Origin of the sequence: Pseudomonas sp. NPDC087612 (assembly GCF_044743505.1) — a bacterium.
In the GTDB taxonomy this organism is placed as follows: Bacteria; Pseudomonadota; Gammaproteobacteria; order Pseudomonadales; family Pseudomonadaceae; genus Aquipseudomonas.
Window position 1 is genome coordinate 1 of the sequence record NZ_JBIUWO010000006.1, and the last position, 18,447, is coordinate 18,447.

Annotated in this window: 19 protein-coding genes; 10 read left to right on the forward strand and 9 right to left on the reverse strand. The window is 59.9% G+C overall.

Features of this window, described 5'->3' with window-relative positions; all coding sequences use genetic code 11:
* Positions 1-667: 667 nt before the first annotated feature.
* From ACIOVF_RS13505 to ACIOVF_RS13520, 4 genes are all read right to left on the reverse strand, one after another.
* Positions 668-1,315: a response regulator gene (locus tag ACIOVF_RS13505; RefSeq protein ID WP_401290000.1), complete on the reverse strand. Its 648-nt coding sequence runs from the start codon at positions 1,313-1,315 to the stop codon at positions 668-670.
* A gap of 1,129 nt (positions 1,316-2,444) precedes the next feature.
* Positions 2,445-2,786 carry a hypothetical protein gene (locus tag ACIOVF_RS13510; RefSeq protein ID WP_052676510.1) on the reverse strand — a complete coding sequence of 114 codons (342 nt, stop codon included), beginning with the start codon at positions 2,784-2,786 and terminating at the stop codon, positions 2,445-2,447.
* A 50-nt stretch (positions 2,787-2,836) separates the two neighbouring features.
* Positions 2,837-3,982 carry a serine hydrolase domain-containing protein gene (locus ACIOVF_RS13515; protein ID WP_401290003.1) on the reverse strand — a complete coding sequence of 382 codons (1,146 nt, stop codon included), beginning with the start codon at positions 3,980-3,982 and terminating at the stop codon, positions 2,837-2,839.
* A gap of 74 nt (positions 3,983-4,056) precedes the next feature.
* Complete coding sequence (locus tag ACIOVF_RS13520; RefSeq protein WP_045196666.1) at positions 4,057-5,124, reverse strand: fatty acid desaturase; 1,068 nt, start codon at positions 5,122-5,124, stop codon at positions 4,057-4,059.
* A 289-nt stretch (positions 5,125-5,413) separates the two neighbouring features.
* Between ACIOVF_RS13520 and ACIOVF_RS13525 the strand changes: the two genes are divergently transcribed.
* Positions 5,414-5,977, forward strand: a complete 564-nt coding sequence (locus ACIOVF_RS13525) for a recombinase family protein (protein ID WP_401290006.1) — start codon at positions 5,414-5,416, stop codon at positions 5,975-5,977.
* 37 nt (positions 5,978-6,014) lie between these two features.
* Here the strand turns inward: ACIOVF_RS13525 and ACIOVF_RS13530 are convergent, their stop codons facing one another.
* On the reverse strand, positions 6,015-8,864 hold the full coding sequence (locus ACIOVF_RS13530) for an HD domain-containing phosphohydrolase (protein WP_045196668.1): 2,850 nt from the start codon (positions 8,862-8,864) through the stop codon (positions 6,015-6,017).
* A 261-nt stretch (positions 8,865-9,125) separates the two neighbouring features.
* On the opposite strand from ACIOVF_RS13530, the gene ACIOVF_RS13535 reads away from it, so the two are divergent.
* Positions 9,126-9,761 carry a TetR/AcrR family transcriptional regulator gene (locus ACIOVF_RS13535; RefSeq protein WP_045196670.1) on the forward strand — a complete coding sequence of 212 codons (636 nt, stop codon included), beginning with the start codon at positions 9,126-9,128 and terminating at the stop codon, positions 9,759-9,761.
* Here the strand turns inward: ACIOVF_RS13535 and ACIOVF_RS13540 are convergent.
* Positions 9,758-11,263, reverse strand: a complete 1,506-nt coding sequence (locus ACIOVF_RS13540) for an MFS transporter (protein ID WP_401290011.1) — start codon at positions 11,261-11,263, stop codon at positions 9,758-9,760. The genes ACIOVF_RS13535 and ACIOVF_RS13540 overlap by 4 nt on opposite strands.
* 321 nt (positions 11,264-11,584) lie before the next feature.
* On the opposite strand from ACIOVF_RS13540, the gene ACIOVF_RS13545 reads away from it, so the two are divergent.
* The 6 genes from ACIOVF_RS13545 (at position 11,585) to ACIOVF_RS13570 (ending at position 16,019) form a co-directional block, all read left to right on the forward strand.
* Positions 11,585-12,436, forward strand: coding sequence for a phage tail protein (locus ACIOVF_RS13545; protein ID WP_052676511.1), 852 nt, complete (start codon positions 11,585-11,587; stop codon positions 12,434-12,436).
* A 106-nt stretch (positions 12,437-12,542) separates the two neighbouring features.
* Positions 12,543-12,971: a hypothetical protein gene (locus ACIOVF_RS13550; protein ID WP_045196679.1), complete on the forward strand. Its 429-nt coding sequence runs from the start codon at positions 12,543-12,545 to the stop codon at positions 12,969-12,971.
* A 259-nt stretch (positions 12,972-13,230) separates the two neighbouring features.
* Entirely contained in the window at positions 13,231-13,359 is a 129-nt protein-coding gene (locus ACIOVF_RS13555) for a hypothetical protein (RefSeq protein ID WP_309475549.1), read from the forward strand.
* Between the two features lie 28 nt (positions 13,360-13,387).
* On the forward strand, positions 13,388-13,831 hold the full coding sequence (locus ACIOVF_RS13560) for a GNAT family N-acetyltransferase (RefSeq protein ID WP_401290015.1): 444 nt from the start codon (positions 13,388-13,390) through the stop codon (positions 13,829-13,831).
* Between the two features lie 62 nt (positions 13,832-13,893).
* Positions 13,894-14,250 (forward strand): I78 family peptidase inhibitor, encoded by a 357-nt coding sequence (locus tag ACIOVF_RS13565; protein ID WP_045196686.1) that lies wholly within the window; start codon positions 13,894-13,896, stop codon positions 14,248-14,250.
* Positions 14,251-14,432: 182 nt separating this feature from the next.
* Complete coding sequence (locus tag ACIOVF_RS13570; RefSeq protein WP_401290018.1) at positions 14,433-16,019, forward strand: diguanylate cyclase domain-containing protein; 1,587 nt, start codon at positions 14,433-14,435, stop codon at positions 16,017-16,019.
* A 37-nt stretch (positions 16,020-16,056) separates the two neighbouring features.
* On the opposite strand, the gene ACIOVF_RS13575 is transcribed toward ACIOVF_RS13570, so the two are convergent.
* Positions 16,057-16,527, reverse strand: coding sequence for a hemerythrin domain-containing protein (locus ACIOVF_RS13575; protein WP_045196688.1), 471 nt, complete (start codon positions 16,525-16,527; stop codon positions 16,057-16,059).
* Between the two features lie 155 nt (positions 16,528-16,682).
* On the opposite strand from ACIOVF_RS13575, the gene ACIOVF_RS13580 reads away from it, so the two are divergent.
* A complete protein-coding gene (locus ACIOVF_RS13580; RefSeq protein ID WP_045196690.1) occupies positions 16,683-16,970 on the forward strand; it encodes a hypothetical protein in 288 nt (95 codons plus the stop codon).
* Between the two features lie 127 nt (positions 16,971-17,097).
* Positions 17,098-17,430, forward strand: coding sequence for a hypothetical protein (locus ACIOVF_RS13585; protein WP_045196693.1), 333 nt, complete (start codon positions 17,098-17,100; stop codon positions 17,428-17,430).
* Here the strand turns inward: ACIOVF_RS13585 and ACIOVF_RS13590 are convergent.
* Together ACIOVF_RS13590 and ACIOVF_RS13595 are read right to left on the reverse strand one after the other, a co-directional pair.
* Positions 17,394-18,059, reverse strand: a complete 666-nt coding sequence (locus ACIOVF_RS13590) for an SOS response-associated peptidase family protein (protein WP_258716902.1) — start codon at positions 18,057-18,059, stop codon at positions 17,394-17,396. The two genes, ACIOVF_RS13585 and ACIOVF_RS13590, sit on opposite strands and share 37 nt — an antisense overlap.
* A 73-nt stretch (positions 18,060-18,132) precedes the next feature.
* Positions 18,133-18,375 (reverse strand): hypothetical protein, encoded by a 243-nt coding sequence (locus ACIOVF_RS13595; protein WP_045196697.1) that lies wholly within the window; start codon positions 18,373-18,375, stop codon positions 18,133-18,135.
* Positions 18,376-18,447: the final 72 nt, after the last annotated feature.

Sequence of the window (18,447 nt, forward strand, 5' to 3'; positions counted from 1 at the left end):
CTTGCTTGCTTGCTTGCTTGCTTGCTTGCTTGCTTGCTTGCTTGCTTGCTTGCTTGCTTGCTTGCTTGCTTGCTTGCTTGCTTGCTTGCTTGCTTTGCGTTAATTCCATTTTTTGATTTTCATAGATCATTGATAAGTCATGCTGGCTGAAGGCAATACTTGACGTTACCTTCTGTTCCAACCGTCTGGAATCAGACGATTCTTATTATCGCCAGAGGCTCTAGGCCTTAGACGGAACTCCTCCCCAGGTTGGCGAGCAACCACCGAGCCACATGGTTCTCAAGGTGGGGCTCCTTGTGTTGGCGTCGGGCAGACACCATCAGGCGCTCGATTCTGCCGCTGATCAGTAATTGCCAGGCCGTGGGCGTTCGACAATCAGCGCTTGGATCTTCAGTTCAGGGCCAGGCCCTGACGTTTTCCTGCGGCTGCTCGACGTGAAGATCACCGGCATGGCTCAGGTCGGGATGAACCTGACCGGGATCGAAGAAGTGCACGGTGCCTTTTATGCGCAGTCGTGGTGGTGCAGAGTGGAGTAAGGGGGCGATTAGGGCGAGGATAGCGTGAGCTTGATATTAAGGTTGATTGCAGTTTGAGGGCTGCACGCAACAAATGGCGGTCGCTTGTGCAAAAAAGCCACGGTCGGCGAATGACTTTGTTGCTATATGGCTTAGTTGAAAATGCTGCGCTCCAGGCAATAAGCCAGTAAGTCCTGGTCACTATTAACATCAAGTTTGCGCATGGCTGAAATCTTTTGTGTGCTGATGGTCTTGACACTTCGGTTCTGGCTGCGGGCAATATCACTGACACTTTTACCGGCGACAAACAGTCGCAGTATTTCAAACTCCTTGGGTGACAGGGTGGCGAAGCGGTCTTCGATCGCCGCCGGCGTTTCGGTGACCGAGGTTTTTGCCGGTTCCAGGCTGCGGTACTGGCTCTGCTGGGCCACGGCCTTGAGCGCCAGCTGGATATCGGTGTGCAGCTGGCTCTTCTGGATTACCCCGACCACGCCCAGTTCATGCAGGCGGGTGAGAATCAGGTGATTGGAGATCATCGTCAGGATCAGCACCTGCAGGTGCGGAAAGTGCCGTTTCAGGTAATCGACCAGTTTCAGCCCGTCGCCATAAGGCGAGTCGGCCGGCATGTTGTAGTCGGTGATCACCAGGTCCACCGGTTGTTGCTCCAGCAGCTCAATCAGGCCTTTCGAGCACACGGCCTCGCCGACCACGCAAAAACGTTCGTCACGTTCTACTAGTTCGCGCACACCGAGAAGCACGATCGGGTGATCGTCCGCGATGATGACTTTGAGTTTGTCCATAGTGGCTGTCCGTAGTACCGGCATAGAGGGTTAGGGGGGCATACGGCCGCAGGTAAGCCTGATTGTTGTTTCTCGAGCGCACCCAAAACGGCGGCAAGTCGGCTCAGTATCTGCTGCACTTCAAGGCGCAGTGAAGAATCCCGCACCGCACCGCGCCAGTCAGACGGCACGCAAGTGCAGCGCTCGGTCAGGTCGGTGGCCTGTACCACGCCAAGGGCGCCGGCAATGCTGTTCAGCCTTTGGGCGACGATTCTACCGGCACTTTGCTACAGCGCGCAGCGAATCAACTGCAGGTCATCGCGCATGGTACAGGCTGTCGCTGGCCTGGACGGCAGCGGAGCGGTGAGGTTGTTGGCTTGACCCACGCCATTACGCCGTGCAATTTGGAAGTGGACACGCAGGGTCAGTTGCTCGCACTCGGCTTCGACCGAGAGCGCAGACTGGCGCAAAATATGAACAGGCTGGGCATTCCCAGCGCGAAGTTGTCGTCTTCGATGATCATAGTGCGGCCTATCAATACTGATTGGATATGCAGTAATAAAGGCTGGGTAGTTCAGGCCAGTTCAGGTCGATGAGCTGTAGGCGAGGGGGATTGTGTTAAGTCGGCAGGACGCCGTAGGAGGGGTGATTATCAGTTCCAAAACTGAAGACGGAGCCCCTTGTAGAATGCGGCTTTCAGGGGTGTTGAAAATTGAAAGTTTTGGAACTAAAAATCGGTCCAAGTCCGCGGTGGGCGGGCTTCTATCTATCGGATTGCAAATCCGTCTACGCCGGTTCGATTCCGACCTCGGCCTCCATTATTGAAAGCCCCGCAGATTAACGTCTGCGGGGTTTTTCTTTGCGCGCAGAAAAGGAGTCAGGATGAGAGGTCTAGAGAAATTCGTATCGCTTCAATTCTTGCTTACAGTGGCTTTCATCGCGCTGGGTGGCTACCTACATGGCGCCGGCAAGGTCGGGTTTTGGGGCATGTTCACAATCATGATGTTGCCGAACATCGCTTTTGCTGTGCACCGGCGTGTCCAGCGCCGCAAGAGCGCTTGACGGCCCCGGCCTCTGCCAGGAGTGTCATGGCACAAGCGAGCCGATAATGCCGTCTCGCTCCAGCTCTTCTAAAGGGCAATGCAGTGGCTTACGGTGCGTGCCCGAATTTACCCCGCAGTTCATCCTCGATCTTCTGGCAGGCACTGCTGATTATGCTGCGCCCATTGGCAGGCCCCGTATAAGACGCTTCGCGTTCGCGGCAGAGGTCAATTGCAGCTTGCGCTTCGGACTGTTCCTTGCTTTCAGATGAGCTTGCGACATATGCGCCGAACCCAAGCAAAACAATGCCAAGGACAACAACCGTAATGCCTGTCTTGGCAAACACGCCTAGGGTTTTCTTGCTCAGGTCGGCATGGCAATGCCTGCAGCGTCGCGCTTGCGCCTTGATGGTTTCAGCGCAGAAGGGGCATTGTTTTTCGGATGGCTGCAATCTTGATCTCCTTGTCAGGGCGGCCATCCTACCCCCAGGCAGCCCCTGAATCAAAGCGCCGCATAGACCAGCGATGACAGCCGGCTAGGGCGCGGATCGATCATCGTATGACTGCCCGAGGTGGTGGTGACAAAACCAAAGCTCACTTGCCGTTCGGGGTCGGCGAAACTTATCGGGCCGCCAAGCCCGATATGGCCAAAAGTCTGCGGGCCCATGGCGTGGGAGGCCGTCGGGTCGCGTTGCTGCTCAAGCATACAGCCCAGCCCGTAACGCATTGGTCGCATCCAGACCCGATCCATGCCATGACTGTGTTCTCGCCGGAACTCATTGAGCAGTTCGCGCCCGATGAAGTTGCCTGCCAATAGTGCGCTGTAGAAACCGGCCAGGCCGTGCGCGGTGCCATGCCCGCACACACCCGGTTGCCGATAGGCCCACCAGCGCGGGTCGCTGGTGCGTTTAGGCACCATGCCGGGGTTGGTGAAGGCGAAGGTCGCGATGTGCGTTGGCTGGTTTTTCAGCACAGCGCGCAAGCCTTGCGAGTAAGGGTCACCGACCCGCCCCCTGGCGCTGTCGAAACGGGCGATACGGTGAAAGTGTTTTTCGTCGACGCCAAGGTGAACGTCCAGGCCATGGGGCTGCAGAATCTGTGCGTGGATAAAGTCGCAGGGGTCTCGTCCGTCCACCCGCCGAATCAACTCGCCGATAATCCAGCCAAAGGTGGTGGTGCCGTAGCCCAGGTCGGTTCCCGCTTCCCACCAAAGCGGCTCGGCGGCCAGAACCCGGACCATATGCTCCCAGTCATACATCATGGCGTTATGGTCGGGGGCGCGTAGCGCCGGCAGGCCTGCGGTGTGGCTCATCACCTGGCGCAAGGTGACCTTTGCCTTGCCATTCTGGGCGAACTCAGGCCAGTAACGGGCAACCGGCGCATCGAGCTCCAGCTTGCCCTGTTCAACCAGCATCAATACCGCTACCGCGACATAGGGTTTCACCACGCAGAAGGTGTTGGCCAGCGTATCGCGGGTCCAGGGCCTGGTGCCTTCCTGGTCCGCCACGCCGGCCCACAGGTCGACAACCATCTCTCCGTCAATCTGCACGCAGAGCCCGGCACCGCGCTCCTGCGGATCATCAAACATGTCCTCGAAGGCCTGCCGGACCGCGTCGAACTGACTCGCACACATCCCTTGCGCTTTCATATTTCACACTCCTTGTAGCTGAACACCATTACCGAGGGCCAAAACATTGATGGCGCAGCGTCAGCCGCCACCCATCAACCCCGTGAGCGAGTTTGAACGTGGTTCATGGAAAAACGGTTGGCTCGTTTGTAAGTGCCGAAGTCATTGAAGCGCACACCCGCCTCGGCCATGACTTTATGCGCATACGGCGCGGTCATCTGGCGAAGATAAAATGGGTCTCTTACCACGAAATGGTGAATGCTGTGGGTGCTGCCGAAGTTGAAGCAGAACAACTGAAACGGCCACAGCCACCACGGGTTCATTACCTGGGTTTGTTGCAGCGCATTGCGCGGAGCGACATCGCCGTAATAGTGCATGTTTGAACTTATAAAGAATAGGCAAAACTGCCGTATCAGGTTCGGCGCGATAAGGATAACCACGACGCTATTAACGACATCCATCAGTGCCAGGGTTGCCGCAGAGCGGTGAACTTCGGCGCCGATGATTGACCCCAGCCACCCATACAGGTGATAGCCGAGAAATACGTACCAGCAGCCCCAGTACAAAAGCCCGAACGGTGTATTGAGGCGAATGATTTTGCCTAACAACCTTACCTTTTGTCGCCATCCCGGCGCGAAGATCGCATTTAAAAATCCAAATATAAATCCATCCATCAGTTTCAACAGCCGCAATACGCCCCACGGGTTGCCACTGGTGGTGATCCATGCTTCGACATCCGAATCCGTGCCGGACTCCTTGTGATGATGAAAATGCAGGCTGCGCCTTAGCCACGGGCTGGGCATTCCTGGCCGGGCCAGCCAGCACATGAACATCATGGCGTTATGGGCCAGCGGCTGCTTTCTGAAATAAAGGCGATGAATCAGATCATGTTCAATTTCGTGTATGAACGACGTCAACAGCGCGTTGATTAAAATACACGTCCATGCCGGGATAAAACCCTTCAGGTAGAGCCCGCCGGTAACCACCATTCCCACCAGGGAAAATACCATGACACTCGCGCCCAAGGCACTTTGATACTGCAAGATCGGATAACGCTGGCGCAGGTAATTACCATGCTCGGTAATGCGCCGGGTTACATGTTCAATTTTTTCCTGGTCGGTAATTGACTGGTCAGTTTCGACGGTGTTTTCCAAGGCATTCATCCCTGTATCCTCTGTTTACGTCGGGGAATTGCGTGTGCACGGTAAAACAGGCGCATTCGCACTCGCCGCGTGAATGGACGCGGCTCATTCAAGAACTGCGAAATCGACGGTGTGGCAAAAACTTGTTAGGATCATTTCAAGCTTCAAAATGATAAGGTAAGTTTAAGTCTTTGCAACTGTGTATTTTGGGTGGGCTAAGTGTGACAGGCGTTTGTGTAAGGATTTGATGATTTAGTTACAGTTTGTATAAGTTTTGAGTACGGCGTACAGCTAATGCCAAGGAGGCACCATGAGATTGCACCGCATCAAATATCTCCGGCTCTCTCTACAAGACGCCGAGGGCCGCGTAGAGAAAAGAACCAGCCATGATGTATTTGACGCCGTGTTTTGCGATGAACCTACGGACAATGCCACCAATCGTGCAGGCCTTGAAAAGCTGTTTCGCTACCTACAGGGCGGGGATACTGTGGTAGTGGACAGCATGGCATCGCTCAGCTCCAGTACAGAGCAGCTGTGCACGCTGATTCGACAGTTGGTTGAAAAGCAGGTAACGCTGGAGTTTTTGAACGAAAGCCTGGTGTTCCGGCATGACGATCTGGAGGTTGTACGGCCTATTATTTCGGTAATGGAGGCACTTGCAGAGTTTGAACGCGTTGTGGCCAGGGAAAAACAGGCAGCCGGTATTGCCGCTGCCAAAAATCGTGGATCTTACAGTGGGCGCAAGAAGAAACTGTCTGACAATCAGGTTGTAAGTTTAATTGACCGCGCCGGTGCAGGAGAAAGTAAATCCAAATTGGCGCGTGATTTTGATATCAGCCGTCAGACACTTTATCGGTACTTGAAATCGACCTAGCGACTGTTCAGCGCCTGGTGTGCAGCGTTGTTCGCCGCTATATTTGCCGCAGCCAGTGCTCGACATCCACCTTGTCGATCTGCTCGGGCTGCAAGAACCGCTCGGCATACTGGCGATAGACCCCGCTGCTGAGGAACAGCCGCAACAGGTCGCCATCGATGTGCTTGTCGCGGGCCATGAACACCAGGATCTTCACCGACTCGGACAGGGTCTTGGGCGTCTTGTACGGCCGGTCTGCGGCGGTGAGCGCTTCGAAGATGTCGGCGATCGCCATCACCCGCTCGGCAATGCCCAACTGATCCTTGCCCAGCCGACGCGGATAACCACTGCCGTCCATTTTCTCGTGGTGGTTGCCGGCGATGACCGGCACGCGCTTGAGGTGGCGCGGGAACGGCAGGGCGTTGAGCATGACGATGGTCTGCACGATGTGCTCGTTGATCTTGAAGCGCTCTTCGTCGTTCAGCGTGCCACGCCGGATCGACAGGTTGTACAGCTCGCCCAGGTTGCTGGCGTTGGCCGGCAGGCGCATGTCGAAGCCCCAATGGTTGCGCGGGTCGTCCTTGAGCACCGGCGGCTTGCGCGCGCCCCAGGGCACCCGGTGCTCGGGACGGTCGGCCAGTAGCGGCTCGTCCACCGGCAGTTGCGCCGGCGGCACATCCTTGAAGCGTTCATCTTCCTCGCGGGAAATGCCCAGGCGGTTGTCGAAATGCCGCCACCAGCGGCGCTGGCCAATTTGCTGCAGTCGCTCGATGTCGGCTTCTTCCATGAACTCGCCACCGGCATTGGCCCTGGCGACGAAGGCGAAGTCTTCCTGTAATTGCGCCTGGCAGTGCGCCAGGGTTGCTTGCAGCCGCTGCTGCGGCTCACCGTTGGCCAGCCCTTGCCAGTAGGCAAGCTCGGCATCGCGCCAGAGCACCTCGAAGCGCATGCGTACCTCGTGGATTCGGTTGTACAGGGCCTCCAGCTTGGTCGCCTTGTCGACCACATGCTCGGGGCTGGTGATCTTGCCGCAATCGTGAAGCCAGGCGGCGACGCGAAACTCATAGCGCTCGGCCTCGGTCATGCTGAACTCGGCGTAGGGGCCGCTGTCAGCCAGCGCAACCTGGTCGAGCAGCATTTGCGCCAGTTGCGGTACCCGTTCGCAATGGCCGCCGGTGTAAGGACTCTTGGCGTCGATGGCATCGGCCAGCAGCTTGATCATGGCATCCAGCAACTGTTGCTGGGCCTCGACCAACTGGCGGGTTTCGATGGCCACGGCGGCCGCGCCGGACAATTCCTCGACAAAACGCCGGAACGGTTGGCCGACCTCATCGCCCGCCGGCTCATCTTGCAGTTGCAACAGCAAAATGCCGAGCAGCGCCTGGCTGCGGTCCCGGAGCACCACCGCATGGCTGCGTCGGCTCAGCTTCAGGGCGCGTGTCACAGTGCTTGGCAGATCCTCATGCTGGTTTTCGTCGACCGCAAGTTGCGCAGGGTAACCGCTGCCTCGGCAAGCGGCAGCCAGGCGCAGCAGGCCACGCTCGGCGTCGAACAGGTACACCGCGCCAGCGCTTGCCCTGGCGGCGTCCACCAGATGGCTGAGCACGCCGTCGAGCATGCGCTCCAGCTGGGTTTCGCGGCTGAGGGTGAGGGTGATGGCCTGGAAGTTGAGGATGGTTGCGGACATCTGGCTCAGCACCTGACTCAATTCCCGCACCTCGGACACCCGCGATTGCACCCCCACCTCGCGGCTGAAATCAAAACCGGCCAGGCCCCGTACTTGCTCGGCCAGCAGCCGCAGCGAGTGGCCAATGCGCTGGCCAAGCACGCCCCCCAGGAACAGCAGCACGACCATCAGCACCGCCGTCCACAGCACCTGTTCCCAGAGCACCTTGCGCGCGTCGGCAAGCAGTTCATTGCCAGGTACCGCGATCAGCACCTGTAGGTCTTGCCCGGCCAGGGTCGTCAGCGGTATGCGCATGCCGTACCAGGTCTTGCCTTGTACCTGGAACGGTTGCGGCCCAGGGCCCAGGGTCGGGCTGGCATAAAGGTGCTCAAGGCTGGGCACCCCCAGCTCGGCAACGTGTGACAGGCGCACCGCGTCACCTTCTTGCACGATCACCCGCTGCAGGTCCGGGTACGCCACCACGTTGCCCTGCTGGTCGATAACCACCGTCTCGGTGCCAGCGGTCATGCGCAGGTCGCGGCTCTCGCTGGCCAGGTCATCGACCGAGACGTCCATGCCGATCACCGCGGCGCCATCGATGCTGCGCTGGGCCAGGGTGATGCCGACCTCGCGGGTGGTGAAGAACACGTAGGGGCGGGTCAGCACGGTGCTGGATTGCCCGAAGGCCTCGACGAACCAGGGGCGCGGGCGGGGGTCGTAGTGATAGTCCGGCTTGGCTTGTGTTTGCAGCAGGGTCAGTTGCCGGTCGTAGAAGCGCCATTCGCCTTGCAGCACGCCGTCGTCGCCCTTGCTGATGCTCTGCACCAGGAAGCGGCTGCCGGCCGGTGCGCCGAAGTGCTGCATGAGCTGCGGGTCGCGTAGCCGGCGGACGAGGAGAAATTCGCCGCTGGAATAGCCGATGTAGGCGGCGCTGAGCATCTTGTTGGCGTTCAGGCTCTCGATCAGTTGCGGGACCTGCTCCAGGCGCTCGGCCAGAGTGCCTGCGCCAGGGTTGAACGCCAGCAACCGGATGCTGCTTTGCGCCGGATCGAGCAGGCGCCGCGCCCGTTCGTCGATGGTCTTGCCAAGCTGCAGGGCGGAATCGCCTGCGGCTGCCACCAGCGCCTTCTGGATTGCCCGATTACCCTGCCAGGCGAGCCCTGTGCCCAGCAGCAACAGGCCCAGCATGATGGCCAGCGCCACCATCCATTGCAGGGAGAAGCTGCGCCTGTGTTGATTCATGGCGGTTGACCTTGTGCGGTTGGCACTCATCGGCGGGTAGCAGGAACATGAAGCGCAATCGCGAAAAGCTTAGCTGCTAATCAGCAGGGGCTGGGGCCGGCGCCGGACAATTCGCTTCAGCAACCTGGTGGCTTACCTATAAAATGGATCAACGATGAGCTCACTTGCGCTACCTGCGAACCGACATCAGAGGCCGCTATTGGTCAGTGCTATCGGCATTCGCATAAACTGCAGCGTTTTTTTCATCTGCCGGAACCCCTGATGACTCAGCGACCCCCACGGAGCACACCGCGTAGTAAAGCGGCCAATACGCCACGAACCAAGCCGGCCGAGGTACGTCTGGAGGAATTGATGGCGGCGGCGCAACGTTTGTTTCTGGCCAAAGGCGTGGAAGCTACGACCATCAGTGACATCGTCGAGCAGGCACAGGTGGCCAAGGGCACCTTCTATCATTATTTCCCATCCAAGCAGGACATGCTGGTAGCCCTCGGCGAGCGCTACACCCAGGCCTTTCTCGAGCAACTCGAACAGTCGGTGGAGCAGTGCGCCGCTGATGACTGGACCGGCCGCCTGCGCGCCTGGGTGCATGCCAATATCGCTACTTACCTGAAAACCTTCGCGATACACGATATCGTCTACACCAACCATCACCACCATGACCGCAGCAACAAGGCCAGGAACGACATTCTCGACCAGTTGCAGGGCATTCTCGAAGGCGGGCGCGCCGCCGGTGCCTGGGCCTTGCCGCAGCCGCGCATCAGCGCCTTGATGATCTACGCCGCGGTGCATGGGGTCAGCGACGACGCCATCGTCGAGCGTCTCGACGACTGCACGGCGTTCGCCAAATCGGTTGCCGATGCCTGCCTGGCCATGCTCGGCGCTGCCGGCAACGCCTAACCCTGTGCTCTTTCGTTGGTCGCCGACGCGCTGGGCACCGGCAATTGCCGCTGCAGCAACACGGCGCATCCCAGGCTGCACAGTCCGGCAGCCAGCATTGCCAGGTTGAAGCCTGCGGCCATCGCCGTGGCGTAGGCCTGGGCGAACAACGGCGTGGCGCTGCTCAATGGGTGCTCGGCAACCGCTTGTTGCGCCAGGGCCGCCGCATCGTCGACGCCTGCAACCGTCAGCAAACGCGTCAGTTCGGCAGTGGCGCGCAAGCTCATCAGGCTGCCAAGCAGGGCGATGCCCAGGCTCATACCGGTCTGGCGCAGGGCGTTCATGGTTGCCGAAGCAATACCGGCGCGGCTGGCGGGAACCGCGTTCATCACTACCAGGCCGGTGGCGGGTACGGCCAGGCCCATGCCCAGGCCGAGGGTCACAAAGCACAGTAACAATGGCCAATAGGGCGTGTTGGCGCTGAGTAGCGCCATGGCGGTCATCGCCATGCCGATCAGCCCGTAACCCCAGGCCAGCAAGTGTTCCAGGGCGAAATGCCGTTGCAACCGACCGAACATTAACGACAACGCACCGCTGGCGATGAACGTCGGCATCATCCGCAAGCCGCTTTCGGTGGCGCTCAGGGCTTGCGCCTGTTGCAGGAACAGTGAGAAGAAAAACAGGCTGCTGTAGCTGGAAAAGCCCAGCACCCATGACGCCAGGTTGCTGACGGCAAAGCGTCGGTCACGAAACAGGTCCAGGGGAACCAACGGCCGCGCTACGCGCTTTTCCACGGCGATCAAGGCCAGCAGCGCGATCAGCGCCAGGCCTATGGCAAGGCTCGGTGCCGGTGCGGCAAAACCCGATTCGCCGGCGCGGATCAGGCCGTAGCTCAACGCGCCCAGGCAGCACACGCTGAGCAACTGGCCCCAGGGGTCGAGTGCGGCCTGTTGCGGGTGGGCTCGCTCGCTGATGCCCCAGGCGCCGAGTAACAGGGCCAGGCCGCCCAGCGGCAGGTTGATCAGGAAGATGCTCTGCCAGCCGAAGTGCTGCAGCAGTACACCGCCAAGCAAAGGGCCGAGCACCAGGGCCAGGGCACTGAAGGCCGACCAGCCACCGATGGCGTGGGCGCGGGCCCTGGGCTCGGGGAAGGCATGGGTGATCAGCGGCATGGCTCCGGGAATCAGCAAGGCGCCAGCGATACCTTGGACTGCCCGCCCGAACAGCAACATCGGCAGCGCCTCGGCCAGGGCACACAGCGCGGAGCCGGTAGTAAACAGTGCAACACCCGTCAGCCAGGCGCGTTTATGGCCGTAACGGTCTGCCACTGGGCCTGCCGACAGCATGAACGCAGAGAGCGCGACGGCGTAGATGCTGACCACCCATTGCAAGCCGCCAAGATCGGTGGCCAGGGCGTTTTGCAGCGAGGGCAGGGCGAGGTTGACGATGCTGATGTCCAGCGACGCAAGAAAAGTGCCCAGGTAAGCGGCGGCGAGCACGGCGGGGCGCTTGTAGCGATGCATGCTTGAGGTCTCCAGAGCCGTCGGGAAATAAACGGGGAAAGCAGACCATAGTTAATCGACTGACCGTCGGTCAATTGGCTGATGGAAATATTCCGCCAGCGTAGAGGCGCCAGCCAGGCGTAACGCGAGTGTCATTTTCTCCCTGGGACAACAGTGAGAACCGCGTAAGCGTGCCCAGGCTCGGCACGCATGATGAAAAATTTTCTTGTCAATAATGCTGTATGGATATACAGTATTCTCACGCAGCCGAACGTGCCCCGGGTGGGGCGAACCACGGCCGATGCGTATTCATTTTCCATGTCAGCTAACAAGGAATGTCAGATGACAATTATCTACACCGCTGCAAATTCTCTTCCTTTTGCCGCGTTGCCCACTACCAACGGTGTGGTCCAGTATTTTCGCGCCAGCATGACCAACCCTGCCGATGCCACCTATGCCCCTGACGGGCTGGCGGCAGCACCGATCTACGGCCTGGGCGGGCACCTGTTGCAGGGTGACGAGATCGTTGCTGGCGGTAACGTCACGCTGGTTTCGCACATTGGTCCTTTGCTCAACGGCGGCGCGTTGTGCTGGGTATTGCTCAGCTGTGACGGCGGCGCGCAACAGGTCGCCAACGCAACCCGTAGCCATCACGCGGTAACCCTGGGGCAGATCTCCATCGCTTCGGGGGCTGCGCCGGGTGATGTTAAATATTCTGCGGCCAATGCCGTTCCTGCCGGTTGGCTCAAGGCCGATGGCGCAGCGGTATCGCGTTGCACCTATGCGGCGCTCTTTGCCGCAATCGGCACGACCTACGGGGAGGGCGATGGCACCTCTACCTTCACGCTGCCCGACTTGCGCGGCGAGTTCATCCGCGGCTTTGACGGCGGCAGGGGGGTGGACGCCGGTCGCGTGTTCGGCTCGCGCCAGAAGGGCACCCTGCAGACCTACGACACCACCGAGTACAACAAGGCCAATGGCGTCTGGAGTGCCTGCACCTCACTGAAAACCGGTGCGGCTTCGCAGGTGGCAATGGGCGTCGACCCCTACGAGGTCAACGACTACGCAACCGTCACCATTGGCGGCGCCGATGCGATCAACAACTTCCCGTTGCCTGGGGTGGGTCTGGACCGTGGCTACTCGGGTGTGACGCGCCCACGCAACATCGCAATGCTCGCACTTATCAAATACTGAATAGATTGCTCGGGTTGAGGCCTTGGCGCTGTTTCACGACGACGTAAAGGTACGCGCAAATGTTTGCAGCTCAACCCGATAGCGCATATTTCCATGGAGAAACATCATGAAGGGAAGTTTTACTCGTTTTGCACTGTTGTTCGGCCTTGCCACAGGCTCTGTTGGCGCGGCACACGCGGATAGCTCGCCTGCTGGCCTCTGGCGAGTGTCGACGTTCACCAGTCCAGGTGGGGCTGCTGCGACGGTCCAGACGGTCTGTCTCAAATCTGATCACACCTGGTACTCCACCAGTCAGCCGAACTGGAATGGCGGCTGGTTCCAGAATGAAAAACAGGTGCGCTGGTACGGCGGTATACCGATCTCTCACATTGGCAATGTCGCGAGCATGGCAATGGGTAACCTGGACAGTGCTACCACCATGACCGGCAACTACGCCGAATGGACAGCGCCGGGTACCGCCCCTTTTACGTTCGACAGGCATTTCACATATTCGATGGTTTTTCTGCAAGCGGACTGTCCGCCAGCGAAGCAATAATCACCAGCTATTGACCCTATGGCAGTGGCCCGGCCCGAGGAATGGCGGGGCCCAACTGTAGGCGGCGCGTCTGCCATTTTGACGACAAACGGTATTACGAAGCATTCTCAAACTTACTGTTCTCCTGTAATCTCGCCGCCGCTCAGGTGGCGACCCGGTCGCACACCTGTTTACAGTGCACTTGGGGGCGGGGATGGAGACGAACAAAGGGATGGCGGCGATTGTGGAATGGCGAGCCCGCTTCCTGGGGGAAGGTAGGTTGCAGGAAGCTGAATACGACCGGGCGTTGATGGCCGCGCAGCAGCTCGAACAGTCCGGCCGGGTCAGTCCGGGGGAGTGGGTGGCGATGGTGCGCCAGGCCAACGCGGCATTGCTGGGCCAACGCTGAGCAGCGCAAACATCAGGCAGGAGGCCACATGGACACAATGCAGGATACGCCGTTGATTCGCCCGGCTACGTTTGAAGATGTGCGCGCAATGCTCGCGTTCGATGCCTACGCCAGCAGCCACCCTGAGCGTCAGTGCTTCCTTGAAGAGTCCGTCGACAAGCAGCAGTGTTGGGTGGCGTTGCGCGCGGGCGCGGTGATCGGCTACGTGGTACTTACCTATCACTTCTTCGACCACGGCTTTGTCAGCCTGGTGGTCGTGGCGCCAGGTCATCAACGCCAGGGTGTCGCCTCCCGACTCCTGGCCGCCGCCGAAGCCGCCTGTACTACGGCAAAGCTGTTTGTCTCGACCAATCAATCCAACCTGGCTTCGCGCCGGCTCATTCTCAAGGCCGGCTTCGTGCCCAGCGGTGTCATCGAGAACCTCGACGAGCACGATCCGGAACTGGTGTATTTCAAGCGCATTCGCGCTTGAATGGCGGTCAGGGAACTCGCGCTCGCCTGATCGGTCTGAGCTGACTTTCAAGGCGCTCTTTTATGGACAACAGTGCAGCACGCAGTGTGCTTGACGCACTCCCCACCCTTATCCTCGGGCTCGCCCTGGTGCTGGTCGGCTGGCTGGTGTTTCGCGTCGTTGCAGTCGAGCTCGCCGATACCCTCAACGACGATTCCAGTGCCTACACCAGCGACCTTCAGGAGTGCTCGTCAGAGCCGCTGCAGATCCTCTTTGGCCAGGAAGTGGGCAAGGAGGTACTGCTGGTCGCCAAGGTGCTTTCGGGGGTGAGTTCGGTGCGCGTGTTGTCGACGCCTGGGCGCGACCTGAGCTACGTTCCCGACCGCCTGAACCTTGAGGTCAACGAGCAGCAGCGGATCTACGGGGCATTCTGCGGCTAGTGCCGCAGTGCCGGGTCACCACGGTCATGCAAACGGCCGATTTCCTCGAATGTTCATTCGCTTTTTTGCACAGCGGCGCTAGGTGCGCGGGCCTGGGTGGTCTATGTTAAACGGCAAGCATTAACAGTCGGTCTGGAGGTGGTTTATCACTGGGGTGGGAGTTTCATGGAGCAGGGACCTGTATGCACCCATCCGATGACCTGAACGGGCAAGAAGCCGCCGAGTCGTTCTCGCCACGTGAAGGGCGTTCAGCGCCGCTGTTCCGTTTGATCCTGAGCTTCATGCTGGTGGTCGTGCTGCTGTTCGTCGCCATCGAGGGCTGGCGGATCTGGCGCGACTACCGGCACGCTTTCGCCAGCGCCCATGATTCGGTCACCAACCTTGCCAGCGCCACCGCCCAGCATGCCGAAGACGCGATCCGCCAGGTCGATGTGGTTACCGCGATGCTCGGTGAGCGGCTTGAAGGTGACGGTTTTACCCGAATGAACATCCCGCGGCTGCACCGGCTGCTCAAGCAGCAAGCCTTGTTGATGCCACAGTTGCACGGGTTGTTCGTGTATGGCGCGGACGGGCGCTGGATCGTCACCGACAAGAGCGATACACCGACCAATGCCAATAACGCCGATCGCGATTATTTCGACTATCACCGCACCCATACCGACCGCGGCGTCTACATCGGCGCGGTGGTCAAAAGCCGCTCGACCAGTGATCTGATCATTCCTATTTCCAGACGCCTGAACAACCCCGACGGCTCGTTCTTCGGCGTGCTGCTGGGGACTGTCAGGGTTGATTACTTCGTCGAGTTCTATGGCGCGTTCAAGATTGATGACCGCGGCGCCTTGGTACTGGCCAAGCGCGACGGCACCATCCTGGTTCGCCGGCCGTTTGTCGAGCGGGTAATCGGCGGCAGCCTGGCCGATAGCGAGATCTTCCAGGACTACCTGCCGCAGGCCCCCGAAGGCGTCGTCGAAACCACGGCCGTAGTCGATGGCACTCAACGCCTGTATGCCTACAAGGCCCTGGACGCCTACCCGCTGGTGGTGGAGGCCGGGCTGTCGAGGGCATCGATCATTGACCCTTGGCGAGAGGACCTGATCAAGACCGCCGTCGTGCTGCTGTTGCTGCTGGTCGGGTTGGGCGGCTTTGGCGCGTTGGTGCTGCGCCAATTGCGCGAGCGCATGGTGATGGAGGCTGCGCTGCGCCGTGCGCATCAAACAGTCCGCGACCTGGCCTTGAGCGACAGCCTCACGGGGCTGGGTAATCGACGCCGCCTTGATACGGCCCTGGCAGAAGAAATTCGCCGCGCCAAGCGCCAACGCTACTCGTTGGCGTTGGTAATGATGGACCTGGACTACTTCAAGCGCTTCAACGACAACTATGGCCATCCTGCCGGTGACGACTGCCTGCGTGCGGTGGGCGCGGCAATACAAAGCAGCCTCAAGCGACCGGGTGATCTGGCCGTGCGCTACGGCGGCGAGGAGTTTACCCTGCTGCTGCCCAACACCGATGCTGCCGGGGCCAGCAGGATTGTCGAAGACATTCTCCAGGCCATCCGCTCGCTGGCGATCGAGCATGTGCAAAGCCCGGCGGGGCGGGTCACGGCAAGTGCCGGGATTGCCCTGGGTTACCCGGTCAAGGAACCGGTAGCCGCCGACACCCTGATGGGCGCCGCCGACTCGGCGCTATACCAGGCCAAGGATAAAGGCCGCAATGGCTGGTGCCTGATCGATGGTTTGAGTGAGCGGCCAGCACCGTTAGCCCACGACTGAGCACTGCAGCCTGGTGACTAACCCACCAACATAAACCTCACGCCGCCTGCTTGGCCATGTCCTTGCGGTATTGGGCTTTCATCATTTCCATCTGCTCGCCCATGGCCTCGAGCACGTCCTTGCCAAGCAGCTTCTTGGCTTGCGGGAACATCTCGGTTTCTTCTTCCTCGATGTGGTGCTCGAGCAATTCCTTGAGCACTTTCACCCGCCCGGAAAACTCGGGCGTACCCGGGTCGGTGACTTTCAGGTCGGGCAGCACCAACGAGTCGACGGTGCGGTGTTCTTCCTTGGCCTCGTGGTACATGATCACCTGTTCTTTGGCCCCGGCTTTCTTGTAGGCAGGGTAGAGGATCTCCTCTTCAAGCCGGGTATGCACGGCCACTTCCATCTCCAGTTTGGCCAGCAGTTCCGAACGTTTTTTTATCCCGCGCTCGGTGGACTCGCTCAGTTGCGTTAAAAGGGCCTTGACGGTCTTGTGGTCAGCTTTAAGCAGGTCGATGGCATTCATGGTGGATCCTCGGCAAAGCGGATGGTTGAAAAGGGGCCTTGCGTTAGTAGTGACTCGGCCTGACGCCAGGGATTCAACCGGATTGCCCAACTGCTCATTAACCGCGGTTTCGCCAACGGGTATGATGCTCGGCCTATCTCAACCACGGACTGATCATGGACGACCCTTTCTTGCCACAGCGCTTTTTTGCCGGGGCGGCGATTGTTGTCGCGCTAATTGGCGGCGCTATTTTCGTATTTTTGCTGGCCAACCCCGGCGGCCAGTTCCCCGGCCTTAGTAGTGCGCTGGCAGTGTTTACCCTGGGCGTCACCAACGGCCTGTGCCTGGCGCTGGTCGGCACTTACTGGTATCTCGCCGGCAAGCCTGCAGGGGCCGGTACGCTGTTGATTTTGCAGGCGGTAGGGCTGCTTGCGTTTGGCGCCTGGTATGTCTCGCTGATGTGAAGCCCGCGCCGGATGCTTTATAGCCACTGGCGCTATTGCACCCTGTTTAACAGCCAATTGAGTTCTTCTGTTTCATACTTTTTTTATATATCTTTCGTGTGCTGCCGACTCACCAAGGAAAATAATAATGAGGTACAGAGGCGCGCACTACTGGGCTTGGGCAGACTGCCAACTGCACAGCCAGGAGCATGAAGAATCGCTGGAGTCCGGAATTACCCTTGATGTCAAGGCGCGGCTTTCGCGCAGTGGTTGTACGCAGTTGTTTCTCGGGGTTTATACCAGTGCCGGCTTACCGGTCGTCGAGGAGTATCACGACCGTCTCGATGAAGTTACGCTGACCCGGGCCATGGTCTGGGGGGTAAAACGCTGTCGGGCGATTGCCGCCGAAGTCATCGAGCTTCACGAACTGCCTTCCATGAATGCTTACGCCGGGTTGCGATCAATCAACTCGGCGCCCTGATTGCGCACATTGCCGACCGCCGCGCTGACCGGGTACCACTCGAACCGCGCCGCCGGCTCGCCCAGGTTCAAGGCCATCTGCTCGGCGTGCTCGCCTGCGGTGGCCGGGTCCAGCCATTGCCGGGCGACAGCCGGCGCCAGCACGATAGGCCGGCGGTCATGCACGTCGAGCAGGCCACCTTCACTGTCTGCGGTGAGGATCACGAACCCCGCATGCTCGCCACTGAACTGGCCGATGGCCGCGCACAGGGCAGGGCGGCCATCGCTGCGGCGAATCAAGTAAGGCTGTTTTTTCGCTGCGCCTTGGTCAACCCATTCGAACCAGTTGTCGATCGGCACGATGGCCCGCTGTGGCCAGATGGCGCGAAAGAACGCGCCGTGGGCGACTTTCTCCACGCGCGCATTGATCGGCGCTGCGCGGTCCCTGGCCCAGTGCGGGCGCCAGCCCCAGGGCAACAAGTCGGCCTGGAGGGTACCGGCCTGCAGGTGCAACAGCGCCACGCGGGTGCTCGGCGCCACATTGTAGTGACCCAGTGCCTGATCGCCGACGTTGTTGACCAGGGCGCCTGGCATGCTCAGGGCGTCGACGAAGTCGTGAATGCCACGGTATTGAGAAAGCCTGCCGCACATGGCGCGTTGCTCCGCGAGGGGCCTATCGCTGGAGGATAGACGCAATCGCCGGGCACGCTTGCGGCGCCGACGCTCAGCTCAACCACCAGGCCGCCAGCGACAGAAGCAGGGCCAGCAAGGTGCCCAGCCAGGCACTGGCCTCAAATTTCGAACGTTGCACGCTGGCGCGCACCTCGCGCAGGTACTGCGCCTTGGTCGGCGCCCGTTCGCGGTAGCGCAGGTTTTCGGCCAGGTCATGCAGCCGGGCCTCGATGATCGAGCCGACCACGAAGAATGTTGCGCCATAGCTGGCGATGACTATCAGCAGGTACTTCACTGTCGCTCCTTGGCAATACGCTTCCCTTTTCAGCACGGGTTGTCAGCACGGGCTGATATTGACGCCGTGGTG